The sequence below is a fragment of the Dehalococcoidales bacterium genome, assembly GCA_030698765.1.
Lineage (GTDB): Bacteria > Chloroflexota > Dehalococcoidia > Dehalococcoidales > UBA2162 > JAUYMF01.
Genome location: JAUYMF010000090.1, coordinates 1 through 13694, shown reverse-complemented (window position 1 = coordinate 13694; position 13694 = coordinate 1). Strand labels below are relative to the sequence as shown.

The window sequence follows — 13694 nt, the reverse complement described above, 5'->3', positions numbered from 1 at the left end:
CCGCCGGTTAGCATCCAGCCGGGCCCGGTTGGTGGCGCCTCAACCTGTGGGGGTGGTGGTGGCAGGGGGGTGGGTGGCGTCACCGGTACCGGTGACTGTTCGGGTGCAGGGTCTGGTTGAATCTCAGTCGCTATTGTAGGCTCAGTCTCCGGGATGGGAGTCGGAGCAGGGGCGGGTGCCGTTACCGGAGCCGGTATTGTCGCTTCTTCAGCCATCACTGAAAACATGGTGAAATGGGCTACCTGCGCCGAAATGGTATCAGCCTGAGTATCTACAGTGCTTTCCAGTATGACCCACTCAGAGCCGTCCCAGAAGGCGATGACAAGGTTATCCTCCGCCGTACCCGCGGACAGGGAAGCCGGGTCATAGGTTAGAGTCAGCGTTAGCGGCGGGTTGAAAGTAGCGCCATCCGGACCAAGGTCCAGAGCGAGGACAACGGTTTTACCTGATGGTGCTGCCGGAAGAGTATCCGGTACGGCGATGGTCAGGGAGTTGAGTGGACTACCTGCGGCCGTCTTAAGAGTCGTTCCTGAGGGAATATTGATGTTTAAGCTACCATCGGCATTACTCAGTTTAACCGTGTTCTGGACCGCGCCGGCTGAGTTTAGCCGCAGGGCGCCGTCCAAGGTCAGTCCGCTGAGGGCAACGTCAGTGGTGGTTATTGAGGCACCACCTCCGCCGCCACCCTGGTCATCATCGAAGGATGAGGGTCTCTGACCCACCAGGGCGAATACTCCTGAAGCCGTTGTCTCGGCGGTTACGGTCTGGTCAGCGGCATTGACCGTGGAGGGCAGGGCGTTCAATTTCGTCCCATCCCAGAGAAGTATTCTCAGGCTTGATTCAGCAACGTCGGAAGGCAAACTTTCTCTGGCGTAGTCCATGCCGATGTTCACCGCCGGACTGAAAGTAATACCGGTAGGGCTTAACTCGAAGCTGTGTAAGATTATATTGTCCGGTGGGGGTGCTGGAGTGATGGGTGTCTGGTTTCCTGAGAGAGACTCAACTACACTTCCACCGGCGCCAAGTAATCTTGTGTTTGCGTCTAATGTCAAAGTAGTGTTGCCATCCTGACTTGACAGCTTGACTGTGCCGACGACATCATTGTGCTGGTTTACGCTTAATCCGGTGCTGCTACTGAGTCCATCAAGGCTGATATTCCTGACCACTCTCAGGATACCCCAGGCGCCATTGTTGAAATGACTGGGGCTCATGTCACGGAAGAGGTAATCGCCGAGCACGCCGAAACCTCCCCCCGCGCCGCCTACCGGGACTATATCAAAATGGTTGGTCGGCCCGACTCCTTCCTGAACGCCAATCCACTGCGAGAGCGGGTTGTCGCCGATTTCGGTAGAATTGTTGATGTAAGGGTTCCTTTGCCAGATATGGCCGTGGAGTGTGAACCCTTCACTACGGTTATGTCCGCCCGGTTTGAGAACACGGAACCTCACCGTGGTTCCGGCGGTGGCGATAAATACCGGCGTCTCCGGGTCGCCTCCGGTCAGGCTGTTGGATAGGGAATCGGTGAAGTCGTTAGCAATGACGGCTATGTCTGGCGTTGACGGGGCGATTCCCAGTCTGAACCAGAATGGCTCGGCCCGGTAGTTGACCGCTTTCTGACCGCTGTCCTCAGCGTCATCCTCGCCACCGATGTTTGGCAAAGCCAGGTCACCGGACCTGAGGTTGACATCATCCTGGAAAACGAGGACGAAATCGCGGAAAGTGGCGCCGTCCGCTTTGGTCACCGTTGCCGAGGCACGGCTGCCCGTATCCTCCACCCATGTAGAACCCTGCGGTTCGATTATCAACGCGCCGAGGGCGCCCTTGTTGCTGTGCTTTATCTTGTCCGAAGAAGAAAGATTGATGGCGCCAAACTCAATGGGAGTGGCCGTTAGATTGCCATCTATCAGCTTTACATCACCGGCGTACCACTGGTATTGTCCGGTTTCACCCGGCCCGATAGTCTGGTCAGCATTCCTGCCGACACTTGAGCCATCGTCACTCCCTATAGCATAGGAGATTAGCTGCGGGTGAAGCCCTATCCGGCTGGACGCAGTGATATTATCAGCGTTGAAACCCGGTATCAAAAGGGGCACAAGGTTAGCGCCTTCAAGGTCCGGGAGGGTTTCCGGAAGCCGGTTGCGCAGCGTCAGCAGGATACGGTCACCGGCGGCGGCGCGCAGGATGAGCGGCTCGATGGGGACACCGGGTTTAAGCCTGCCATCTGCGTCAAGGTCTTGCGTCCGGACATACATGATGGCGGTCGGGTCATGCAAAGGCCCGAGGCCATCGGTACGCGAGTTATAGACCAGCGTCCCGCCGGGAAGGGCGTCCTGAGCGGTCACGGCCGTAACGTCAAACTCCCTGACCGGCGCGCCGGCCGGCGCCAGGCCGGTGAACTCGGCAAGATTATTGATTACCAGCCCATCCTCCCCGATGGGATTGCCGGGCAGCGGCAGCAGGTCGTTGCGAATCCTGGCATAAGAGCGCAAGATCCCCCAGACGCCGTTCCATAACCCTTCACTGGCCGAGTTAGCCGAGTAGAGGTAGTCAGCTACATCTGTCTGCTGTGGGTCCGGCGGGATGACCGCGTCCAGGATGAACTGCTCGGAGATGCCCATCATCTGGGAGTTGCGCCATCCGGAGTTCGGGCTGGCATATTCCTGGAGCCATTTCAACCCGTGGATATTAAAATTGTGCCCTTCCTCGGTAGCTCCTACCTGTATCCTTACCTTGACGTTATCGTTGACGTAGGCGCGCGGCATAGGGGTAAACGGGTCACCGGGGCCGACATCGGCTGTCAGGGGTGGGTAAAAAGCCGGCTGGACGTTAAACCTTGGATTGGACCGGGTGATGTTGGATGACAGGGCCAAGGAAAGGTCTCCCGCCGGTCCCAGCGTCTGCAATCCCGTTTCGGGGTCGAAGATGCGGAAGCCCAGCGGTTCATTCCGGTAGTTGACGGAATAGGTGCCCACGTCCGCGGCGGAAATCGCTTCAGGTACTGGTGGAGGATTGATAGCCCCCTCGAAATCCGGAACAGGATTTGCCGTGGTGCCGCCCCGTCCTTCCCGGTAGGCAAGCTGGAAGTCGGCGAACTCGAAGTAGAACTCACGGAAACTCTCCTTATCGAGGTTGCTGGTCGGGCCTTCACCGCGGTCTTCGGCGGTGATGATGTCAGCGCGCCAGGACGTAGGCCCGCCGTCCGTACCGGAGAAGTCGTTCTGGTCAACCGGGCGCGGCGCTACGTCGTGCCCGCCGTGGAGGTCTCCCGTCTCCGGGTGGCGCCACTGGGAACCATTCGGCTCCGTCAGCAGTGTTCCGTACAACCCGGTCTGCTGTACCGTGGATGGACTCAAGTGGTCATGGGTGAAGGCATTACCCATCATCCTTTCCTCACCGGCATTGTTGACCAGGGGATCGGCGTACCAGCGCTGGATATTGGTACGAGCGCCCAGCCAGTTTTCTTCGTTGGGCCCGGTAGCGCCGAAGAAGGGATGAGGCTGAGGCTCCAGGTCGTCGATAGTCATTCCGTCAGGCAGGTCCAGTGCATCCCCGCCCGGATCCTTGATAACCCGGATGCGCTCGCGCACTTCCTCGGGGCTGAGAGCGCCGTCCTCGTAGTTGTAACCGTTGGCCGCGCCGTCGGCGGAGAGGACATCGAACTTGACCAGGTGCATGTGCTGGCCGACGACATCAGTCTCCGTCAGCACCTGAAAATCATCCTGCAGGTATCTCATCGGAATAAGGTTGGTAAGATAGTAGTCAATCACATCGTGCGAATTCGTCCGCATGACAAAAGGTTCGGGAGCTTTATCCCCGTTCAATATCGCCTCGACATCTCCCCAGAGCGCGGTGATACGTGACTGAGGGAAGTGCCAGATTTCTTTGTTGAGAATCACGTCAAGCTGGATGGAGGCGGCACGGTATTCCCGGTTCGTCTCCAGGGCTACTCCGTCGTCAGTCCGTGCCGGGTCGGCATAGGGAGCGCCCGGTACCGGGGGCAGACCGTTGGTTTCAAAGCCGGTCTCACTGGTGAGTACGGTGCCATCCGGCAGAGCGGTATTATGCCACCGCCGGGCATGGAAGTCCATGGCGGCCTGCTCGGCCGGGGTTCCTTCCTCGGGCAGGAACCTGGCGACTACAGAAGTGAAGTCAGCGGCAAAGCTCAAGGGATCAATAACCTTGATTGCCGTCCCACCGATGATGATGTGGCGGGGCAGCCCGCCGTCATCCACCAGGTCCAGCGGTGGGGTTGGCGCGCGGTGACCGGCCACGCCGGGGATAAAGAGGGGGAAGCCGACATTGCGGTCAGGCATGTCATCCCCATCAGCATCAGGCTCGGTAATAGAAATCTGGCCGCCGGGCAGCGGCGGGTCGAAGGTCAAGCCGGGCACTATGGTGACATCGCCGGGCACGGGGGCCATGGGTAGATTAGGCAGAGGGACAATGGCGGGGATGGGAGTGCCGGACTCTATTTCGCCATCGGGGAGCGCCCGGCTGCCCGGCGCCGGGCGTCCCTCTGCATCCAGCACCGTTCCCGGTTCAAAGGTGTCATGGACCCGCCACAGTCCCCACATGCCCTGGGCGAAGTGAGGGTAGAAGTGGCAGTGGAAGATGGCATCGCCGAAGGTCTTGTTGCGATTACCCGAGCCGCCATAGGCTATCTCATAGGTGTAGCCGCTGCCTGTAGCGATGAGTTGCATATCGAGATAGTTGGAGTTATCGTCATCGGGAGTGAGGAGCCACTGGTGGGTGTGGAGATGAAATATGTGAGGCTCTTTGCCGACGGCGATGTTCCTTATCTTCACGCGGTCATTCATATAGCTGTGGTGCACGTTGGATGGGTCATCGGGGTACAGGGCTTTGGTAGCCTTGGGCCCGGTGATAAGCTGGCTGGTATTGTCGGTGGTGTTCGCCGGGATGTCGACAATCATCGCCGGGTCACCGGCTACCCAGGAACTGAGGAAGGACTCCTCATATTTCATATCGATACTGTCCCACATCGGGCCGACGCCGAGACGGTTGGCAACGACCATGGCGCCGATGCCGCCGGTGCCGTAATTAATGCCAAACGAATCCCGCACGCTGTGAAGCGTTTCCTCAAATGCTGTGTCTTCGAATATGGGGAACGCCTGAAGGATCTCATTTTCATCATGGAATATCTGGGTGAACTCGCGGAAGGGCTGGTTCCGGTCAGGATAGGCCGGATTGGGCGGATACTGGCCGTCCGGAAAAAGTCCGCGGCCGGGCCCGGTGATAATGGCGTGGAGGTCGGAGTGGATGATTTCATTGCCGCTCAGGATATTGAGTATGGGCAGCCCGGCGTAAGGGCCATCCGGGTATAAGGCATCATAGTTGATGACGGGATGACCGCTTGTGGTGTTGCCGGTAGTGGCCAGCGCCATTTCGCTCTGTGTTACCTGGCTGCGGTACCATTCGGAATCGGCCGGTTCCACATTGACCGCACCGAAGAGACCAAAGTTCCAGGAACTGAGCACACCGCTGCCGGTATCGGAGGTATTCTGTAACTGGTACGTCCCTTCCCGGTCGGCATGCAGGGTATAGGTAATTTGACTGCCCGGCGCCACCAGGCTGCTATCATTCTGGCTGATATTCGAACCATCGTCCAGGATGCTATTGACCAGGTGCAGTCCCATCACGTGGATTCCTACCGTTCTGGTAGCCGGCTGCAGCAGGCCGGGTTGATCGGCAAGTTCAGGATGCTCGGGGTCTGGTGGCGGCGGTGGTCCCAATAAAGGCTCAGGAGTAAGTAGATTCTGGAAGTTTATCCGGAGCTTATCGCCCACGTTCATCCGCAGGGTGAGCGGTCGCGGGCGTTTGTCCGGCCGCAGCATTACCTGCCCCGGCGCCAGAACCCCGCCTTCAGCCTCGGTAAGGTCGGTATCTTTGTTAACGACATCCCGCCGGAGCGCGTAAATCATTCCGCCGGGGGTCATCGCTCCCAGCCGGTTGTAGATTAATGGCTGGTCGAGAGCGACCACGTTCGCCACAACCACGCGCCCGCTGTCTGAAAGTGGAGCCGCCTGGGCAGTTGCCGCAGGCGGTATCAACGAGCTAAAAATAATTAGCCCGGCCAGAGCCAGTGAAATCCCGTATCGTTTTCTACTCTTCTTTATCACTTTACCTCCCCTTCTAACGGATAATGAATAGAATAATGCGTCGCCGCTATTAATTTTATGGTGAATAATCAGTGGGTTGTTCCGAAGAAGAAAATTGACAATCTTCCAAATAGTAACTGCAAAACAACGTGCCCGAGATGATAACTTATTACTATAAATAATAGTGCCATATTACGGCTCTCCTGAAAATAGGTATATCTACGTAATCTCCTGCCGTAAACTTACCAATACCCGGAACCCTTACACATGTTGTCACCATATTTCCGGGAAATACGACAAAAGTCGTATTCACTGGCAAACCCCGAAGCCTATATTATTTTTGTAGTTTTGCTTTTGCAGCGAATATCCTGAAAGCGAGGTGACCTATGCCAGATGGGCGGATGGAGAAAGTCAAACCGGAAAAGAGCGGTAAGCCGGAGAAGCTCCCGCTGGGGCAGGTGCTTTTAGATGATATTTTCTTCCTGCTGGCCCTCGGGTTGGGGATCCCCTTTCTTCTTTATACTCTGTGGGGCGCTCTGGAGGTCCTCAATGTACCCCACGGTTAGTAACTTAGTAACAATGAGAAGAGGTAAGAGATGAGTAGTTTGACATCTCCGGAGCGGTTATGGTGGCGCCAGCCACTCAGCCGGGAAGAAAAGGTGTGGGTTACCGTGGCGGTGGTCTGGGGTGTGTTTATGTTTGCCTTTATGTACCTGTGGTCAGGCATTGGAGGTAAACAGGAGGTGCCAATTGAGACCTACCGCGTATCCCCCGCGCAATTTGAGACACTGGCCAATGACTTTGTGGCCAGGTACCAGGTAGGAAGCGAGAATGGCATCCCCGTGGTACGTCCGCCGGCAGGCAGTGATATTTACCTCATCGCGCGGGCGTGGCAGTGGACGCCAATCCTGGAACTTGAGAAAGGAGCCACTTACCGTATACACGCGTCTTCCTTGGATTTTCAACACGGACTTTCAATTCAGCCGGGCAATTTAAACCTTCAGGTGTTGCCCGGCTATGACTACGTAATGACTATGACCCCGGACAAAGCTGGTGAGTACCAGCTTGTCTGCAATGAATATTGTGGCCCCGGTCATCATCTCATGCTGGGCAAAATAATCGTCACGGAGTAAATAATGGCAACAGAGACCAAGACTTTTGAAAGTGATAAAACTGCGTTCAGAACCTGCTCGGTCACCGGTTTCAGGGTCCATTTACCGGCGCAACGCTTGATCCTCGCCAACGCGGTGGCCGCCGTTGTTTTCCTGCTCATCGGGCTGGTGATGGCCATCCTCATCGCCCTGACCCGGTGGGAAGCGGTACATCTGTTGCCGGCTGACCTCTATTACCGGTTCACCTCCATCCACGGTACTGATATGCTGGTGCTGTGGATTGTCTTCTTTGAGGTGGCCGGTCTCTACTTTGGTGGAGCTGTCATGCTCAATGCCCGCCTAATACTTCCCCGCCTGGCCTGGCTGGCTTATGCCCTGATGGTAGCTGGCGCTGTCATGGTCAACGTTGTGATGTTCACCGGCGGCGCGGATGTTATGTTCACCGCTTACGTGCCCCTTAAAGCACATCCGGCATTCTACCTGGGTGTAATTCTCTTCGCCGTCGGGGCACTGATTGCGGTGGGGCTGTTCCTGGCTAATATAATAGTCGCCAAGCGGGAAAGGGCGTTTACCGGGTCGGTTCCGCTGGTGACCTACGGTCTCATCGCCGCCGCGGTAATCGCCGTGTATACCCTCCTGAGCGGTGCTATCACCTTTGTCCCGGCTTTCTTCTGGTCCATCGGGCTTATCCCTGACTATGACCCGGCGCTTTACCGCGTTCTTTTCTGGGCATTCGGGCACCCGGCGCAGCAGATAAACCTGGCGGCAATGGTCGCTGTCTGGTATGCGTTGGGGGCATTGACAGTTGGCGCCAAGCCGGTGAATGAAAAACTGAGCCGGGTTGCCTTCTTACTCTATATTCTGTTCATCAACCTGGGCTCTGTTCACCACCTTATGGTCGACCCGGGCCTCAGTCAGCACAACCGTATCTTCAATACCAGCTACTTCATCTATCTGGCGGTAGTGGCCAGCATGATTCACGCCTATTCAATTCCGGCGGGAGTAGAGGTAGCCCAGCGCGCCAAGGGCTATGTGAAGGGTATCTTCCAATGGCTGGTAAGGGCGCCATGGAAAGAGCCGGGCTTTGCCGCCCTGGCGGTTTCCCTGGTGATTTTCGGCTTCATCGGTGGCACCAGCGGCGTTATCCAGGGTACACTCCAGCTTAACTTGATTGCCCACAATACCCTGCGTATCCCCGGGCACTTCCACGCCACTGTCGTCGGTGGCACGACGCTGGCATTCATGGGGCTGGCTTACTACCTGGTACCACTGATGGCCAGCCGTCAGCTCGTGGGTCTCAAGTGGGCGAAGGTGCAGCCCTATATATTTGGCGCCGGAATTACCCTGCTGAGCCTCGGTATGATGTGGTCGGGCATTCTGGGTGTGCCCCGCCGCACCTGGGACATCAGCCCGGAGGGCGCCGCACTAGCCGCCCCGGCCTATGAGGGTGCTCAATTCACTACGGCAATACTCGGCATGGGCGGCAGCATCGCCACCATCGGGGGTATTATATTCGTTCTGATAATGGTACTGACATTACTCAACGGCAAGAAAATGGAAAGGGCTAGATAGAGGTAACCTGATGGACAAACATAAAAATGAGCATCATGGAATTCAGGCGCCGGGAACGCTGGTACTGATAGCGATTTTCTTCCTGGTTTTTGTTGGTCTGTACTTTGCCAACTGGGTCTTACTCAGTGAAGCGTGGCCGGTGCGGTAAACGGTCGTGTCTCTTACAGTCGAAGGGTACAGGAACGGATTGCGAGAATGAAAGCCATTAGCTGGTCTTTGCCTTATCTCTCTCTTTTGAAGCTGAGGATTGTAGCCCTGTTGGTAATAGTGGCTATAGTGGCGGCACTGATTGCCGGGGCCGGTGATTTCTCTCCGGCCAGGTTAGCCTTACTCGCCCTCGTGGGCGGTATGGCCTGCGCCGGAGCGTCAGTCCTCAATAACTACCTGGACCGGGACATCGATGCGGTTATGCCGCGTACCAGGAACCGTCCCATACCCCGGAATAAGGTCAGCGCCACCGCCGCTCTCGTTCTTGGACTGGTGCTTCTGGTTGTTTCCCTGGTGGTTGCCTTCCAGTTGGGTTCCCTGGTGGTTCTTTCTCTAGGCTCCGGGGCGCTAATCTACGTAGTGCTCTATACCATGTGGCTGAAAAGGCGCACCTCCCTCAATATAATCATCGGGGGGTTATCCGGTAGCTGCGTGGTTCTGGCGGGGTGGTTTGCCATTACCCATGAGCTGTCCCCCGCACCCTTCCTGATAGCTTTGATTGTATTCCTGTGGACGCCGGGTCACTTCTGGAGCTTCGCCCTGGTTCATCAGGAAAGCTACCGGAAAGCAAGCATACCGATGTTGCCCAATGTCCTCGGGGCGAGGAAAACAGCGGGTTATATCGTGCTGCACAGTGCACTGCTGATGATAACCGTACCGCTGCTTTATTTTCTCAGCCCGCTGGGATTGACCTATCTGACTGGTGCCCTGTTCCTGAGCACGCTTTTCCTGGCTTCAGGCTTATGGCTCTGGAGGCAACCCGGTAAAGAACGGGCCTGGCGCAATTATAAATTATCCGGTCTGTACCTTCTGGGTCTGTTTGTGTTCATGTTAGCGGATGTGCTATCTTAAATACTACTTTAGATACCAAGGAGGCTTTAATGCGGAATCTGGCAGTTCTCTCTATCATTACCATAGCGGCGCTGGCGTTCGCTGCCTGCGGAGGGGCAGAACCCGCGCCGACTTCACCCACAACACCATCACTCCCCACTTTTCCTGCAGGGATTGATGCCCAGCTATTGTATAGCACCAACTGCGCCGCCTGCCACGGGACAAACCGGCAAGGGACTCCCGATATCGCGCCGTCTCTGACGCCGGACAGCCTGGCAGATCAGAGTGACGCGGAAATCAGGGATATCATAACAAAAGGTAGCCCGGGCACGGCAATGACTGGATTTGAGGGTCGCCTCAGCCCGGAGCAGATAGACGCCCTGATTCAATTCCTCAGGCGCTGAGCCGTAACGGCAGGCAATCTCATATCCTGCTAGCCTCCAATATTTATCTGACTGGTCAAGAGTCTTCATTTCCGGGAAATGAACGGATTGTTGCGCCGGAGTATCGGCCTGTCTCCGGCACCGGACAGCCCGGCAAAACTCGCCGATTTTAGCCCCCTAACCAAAAACGGTTCTGCGCGTTATACTATTTGTCGTGTCTATTGTAAAATAGAAAATATCTACTGGAAGTGGAGGGAATGAAGATGAAGAAGAGATTAGTCTCCGCATTATCCGTATTACTGGTGTTGCCGGTAGTAGCCTGCGCCCAGCCGGTAGCTGCCGGCCTGGTGATGTCAGACAAGCCGCGGGTGACTTCACCGGATGTCAGTCCGGCTGATGAGGTGTTGCTGGTTGAAGGGAACAGCGCTTTTGCCTTTGAGCTGTACCAGGCGCTCAGGGAAAAAGAGGGGAATCTTTTCTACTCCCCCCACAGCATTTCACTGGCACTGGCGATGACATACGCCGGAGCTCGCGGCGAGACCGCGGAGCAGATGGCGGATACCCTTCACTTCATCCTCCCCCAGGACCGGCTTCATCCGGCTCTCAACAGCCTGGATATCGAGCTCGGTAAACGGGGACAGGGAGCCAGCGGCAAGGACGGCGAGGGATTCAGGCTGAACATTGTCAACGCCATCTGGGGGCAAGAGGATTACACTTTCCTTCCCGCGTTCCTCGATGTCCTGGCGGAGAACTACGGGGCCGGTCTGAGAATCGTTGATTTCATAAACGAGACGGAAAAGTCACGGGTCACCATCAATGACTGGGTCAGCGATGAGACGGAGGGTCGTATTGAAGACCTCATTCCGCAGGGCGCGATTGACGAACTGACACGACTGGTGCTGACCAATGCTATCTATTTCAATGCTGCCTGGCAATACCCCTTTAGTGAGGACGCGACAGCGGACGGGCAGTTCCACCTGCTCGATGGCACACAGGTCACTGTTCCGATGATGAGACAGACGGAGTCCTTCGGCTATATGTTTGGAGGCGAAGAGTTCCATCTGCTTCACGATAGTGGGGATAGCACATGGATTTTACAGAGGTTCCAGGCGGTAGAGTTGCCCTATGATGGCGGTGAACTCTCCATGGTCATCATCCTGCCTGAAACCGGCCAGTTCGAGACCTTTGAAGAAAACCTGAACGATCAGCGTGTCAATGACATAATGGAAAGCCTGCAACATGCCCGGGTTAACCTGATGATGCCCCGGTTTGAATTTGACTCGGAATTCAGCCTTAAGGAAACTCTAGCCGGAATGGGTATGCCGGTCGCTTTCACGGAGAACGCGGATTTTTCCGGGATGACGGGCAACCGCGAGCTGCTCATATCAGACGTGCTCCACAAGGCATTCGTCGCCGTGGATGAAGCCGGTACCGAGGCGGCGGCGGCTACCGCCGTGATTGTGGGAGTAACATCAGCCCCCGTAGACCCTCCCATGGAAGTCACTATAGACCGTCCCTTCATCTTCCTTATTCGTGATATTGAGACCGGCGCCATCCTCTTTATCGGGCGTGTCCTCAACCCCGGTACGTAAGCAACCCCCGGTCACAGGAGTTGCGAGGCGGGATAGGTTACCTGTGTTCCGTTAACTCTCGCCCAGGGGGTGACCTGGTGAGGTCTGATACTGGTCGCGCTCAGTATGTGCTGTACCTGGGTTCCTCTGGTGAACAAGGCATCGGCGATTAAAGAGCGATGGCAACGCCAGGGTACAGCTTCAGCACACATCAGAGCGACTGTTTCCTCCTGTGCCAGCTTCATTAGCGCCACTAGATTTTCCTCGAATTCCTGCGTTTGCATATAATCGGCGAATCCCCGAAAACTGGCATTACGCCAGCCCTGGTTTGGTGAGTCGGCTTGCGGATGACGCAGACCTCCAAGTCCCGGCAGATGCTGATAGCCAATCCCCGCCGCCCTCAGGTCTCCGGGCAGGGTTTCAATGTTGAACTGCGGATTACGGCGGGAGCGGGGAATTGTACGGATATCGCTCACCTTGGTAACGCCGTTTGACTTCAGTAAATCGACAAGCTCTTCCAGCGTACGCGTGGAATGCCCTATGCTAAAAATTGTTCGTATCCCACCGGGAATATTCACTTCAGATAAGCAGCCTGTGTAATAAAAATGTAACTTTTCACTGCCCCATTTTATAACTTTTCCACATCTAATGTCTTATTATGTCTTAATCTGAGATGAGTCTTGAATTGACAGGTGGATTACCGCCCAAGATTTTCCCCGGATCCTGAACGGGATAAAGGGCAATTACGAGTCAGGTTTTGGGCAGAGAAGGAGATATTAATGAGCAGTCCGGCGCAACCCAGCGATTTCATACCGATAGCCAAGACCACGCAGCTCAAGGATGGCGCAATGATTGAAGCGAGAGCTGGCGACCGTGAAATTCTCCTCGCCAGGGTAGGGAAGCAGTATTACGCGGCTGACAACATCTGCCCGCATATGGGAGCAAGACTGGCGCTCGGCACTTTGCAGGGTACCGTGGTTACCTGTCCCCGTCACCGGTCAAAGTTTGACCTGAAGGATGGCCGGATAATCCGGTGGACGGACTGGACAGGTATCAAGGCATCCGTCAGCAAGCTGTTCCGTTCACCGCGTCCCCTGTCCGTCCACGCGGTTAAAGTAAGCGGGGATGATATTCTGGTCAAGCTTTAATGGTTATGGTTTTACCCATACTTTCTAAACCAGAGTCCCGGTAGGAGTCCTTGAGATGGCTGTTCAACCACTACAAGCATCAATAGTAGCCTATTTCTCCATGGAAATAGGCCTTAGTGCATCCATGCCAACCTATAGCGGTGGTCTGGGGATCCTTGCCGGGGATTCCTTGCGGGCTGCTGCCGATATCGGCATACCGCTGGTCGCGGTGACATTATTACACCGTAAGGGGTACTTTCATCAGCACCTGGATGCTGATGGCAACCAGCGGGAAAGCCCGGCGGAATGGAACCCGGAAGACTATCTTGAGCCGCTTTCGGTTCGCGGTACGGTGACCATTGAAGGTCGGCAGGTCTGGATACGGCCCTGGCGTTATATACTGCCGAGCCCCATAGCTGACGATATACCCGTATTATTCCTGGATACGGCGCTGCCGGAGAACAGTGAGTTCGACCGTACTCTGACCGACCATCTCTATGGCGGTGATGAGCATTACCGGCTGTGTCAGGAGGTGGTGCTGGGAATAGGGGGTCTGGTCATACTGCGTGCCCTGGGGTATACGGATGTGATGGTCTATCACATGAATGAGGGTCACTCGGCGCTGCTGACCATGGCTTTACTGTCAAATGAAGCGGAGCAATCGGCCCTGCCGGTGAATGCCCTGGAGAACATCGAGCGGGTACGAGACCAGTGTGTCTTCACCACACATACCCCTGTGCCGGCCGGGTTTGATAAATTCCCCTTTGACCTCGTC

Annotated in this window: 11 protein-coding genes; 9 read left to right on the top strand and 2 right to left on the bottom strand. The window is 56.0% G+C overall.

Annotated elements, in window-relative coordinates:
• Positions 1-6137 (bottom strand): hypothetical protein (locus Q8Q07_04290; GenBank protein ID MDP3879511.1); only part of this gene is annotated, 6137 nt, incomplete at its 3' end.
• Positions 6138-6517: 380 nt separating this feature from the next.
• Between Q8Q07_04290 and Q8Q07_04285 the strand changes: the two genes are divergently transcribed.
• The 7 genes from Q8Q07_04285 (at position 6518) to Q8Q07_04255 (ending at position 11813) form a co-directional block, all read left to right on the top strand.
• Positions 6518-6682 carry a hypothetical protein gene (locus tag Q8Q07_04285; protein ID MDP3879510.1) on the top strand — a complete coding sequence of 55 codons (165 nt, stop codon included), beginning with the start codon at positions 6518-6520 and terminating at the stop codon, positions 6680-6682.
• Between the two features lie 30 nt (positions 6683-6712).
• Positions 6713-7249, top strand: coding sequence for a hypothetical protein (locus Q8Q07_04280; protein ID MDP3879509.1), 537 nt, complete (start codon positions 6713-6715; stop codon positions 7247-7249).
• Between the two features lie 3 nt (positions 7250-7252).
• Positions 7253-8800 (top strand): cbb3-type cytochrome c oxidase subunit I, encoded by a 1548-nt coding sequence (locus tag Q8Q07_04275; GenBank protein MDP3879508.1) that lies wholly within the window; start codon positions 7253-7255, stop codon positions 8798-8800.
• A gap of 10 nt (positions 8801-8810) precedes the next feature.
• Positions 8811-8948 carry a hypothetical protein gene (locus Q8Q07_04270; GenBank protein MDP3879507.1) on the top strand — a complete coding sequence of 46 codons (138 nt, stop codon included), beginning with the start codon at positions 8811-8813 and terminating at the stop codon, positions 8946-8948.
• A 47-nt stretch (positions 8949-8995) separates the two neighbouring features.
• Complete coding sequence (cyoE, locus tag Q8Q07_04265) at positions 8996-9859, top strand: heme o synthase (protein MDP3879506.1); 864 nt, start codon at positions 8996-8998, stop codon at positions 9857-9859.
• Positions 9860-9888: 29 nt separating this feature from the next.
• On the top strand, positions 9889-10242 hold the full coding sequence (locus tag Q8Q07_04260) for a cytochrome c (GenBank protein MDP3879505.1): 354 nt from the start codon (positions 9889-9891) through the stop codon (positions 10240-10242).
• Between the two features lie 242 nt (positions 10243-10484).
• Positions 10485-11813 (top strand): serpin family protein, encoded by a 1329-nt coding sequence (locus Q8Q07_04255; GenBank protein ID MDP3879504.1) that lies wholly within the window; start codon positions 10485-10487, stop codon positions 11811-11813.
• Between the two features lie 11 nt (positions 11814-11824).
• On the opposite strand, the gene Q8Q07_04250 is transcribed toward Q8Q07_04255, so the two are convergent.
• Complete coding sequence (locus tag Q8Q07_04250) at positions 11825-12370, bottom strand: DUF488 domain-containing protein (protein MDP3879503.1); 546 nt, start codon at positions 12368-12370, stop codon at positions 11825-11827.
• Positions 12371-12571: 201 nt separating this feature from the next.
• On the opposite strand from Q8Q07_04250, the gene Q8Q07_04245 reads away from it, so the two are divergent.
• Both Q8Q07_04245 and glgP read left to right on the top strand, forming a co-directional pair.
• Entirely contained in the window at positions 12572-12940 is a 369-nt protein-coding gene (locus Q8Q07_04245; GenBank protein ID MDP3879502.1) for a Rieske 2Fe-2S domain-containing protein, read from the top strand.
• Between the two features lie 55 nt (positions 12941-12995).
• Positions 12996-13694 (top strand): alpha-glucan family phosphorylase (glgP, locus tag Q8Q07_04240; protein ID MDP3879501.1); only part of this gene is annotated, 699 nt, incomplete at its 3' end.

Coding starts and splice junctions, on each gene's coding strand:
- Q8Q07_04285 (MDP3879510.1), top strand. CDS start 6,518: ATGGAGAAAGTCAAACCGGAAAAGAGCGGTAAGCCGGAGAAGCTCCCG.
- Q8Q07_04280 (MDP3879509.1), top strand. CDS start 6,713: ATGAGTAGTTTGACATCTCCGGAGCGGTTATGGTGGCGCCAGCCACTC.
- Q8Q07_04275 (MDP3879508.1), top strand. CDS start 7,253: ATGGCAACAGAGACCAAGACTTTTGAAAGTGATAAAACTGCGTTCAGA.
- Q8Q07_04270 (MDP3879507.1), top strand. CDS start 8,811: ATGGACAAACATAAAAATGAGCATCATGGAATTCAGGCGCCGGGAACG.
- cyoE (MDP3879506.1), top strand. CDS start 8,996: ATGAAAGCCATTAGCTGGTCTTTGCCTTATCTCTCTCTTTTGAAGCTG.
- Q8Q07_04260 (MDP3879505.1), top strand. CDS start 9,889: ATGCGGAATCTGGCAGTTCTCTCTATCATTACCATAGCGGCGCTGGCG.
- Q8Q07_04255 (MDP3879504.1), top strand. CDS start 10,485: ATGAAGAAGAGATTAGTCTCCGCATTATCCGTATTACTGGTGTTGCCG.
- Q8Q07_04245 (MDP3879502.1), top strand. CDS start 12,572: ATGAGCAGTCCGGCGCAACCCAGCGATTTCATACCGATAGCCAAGACC.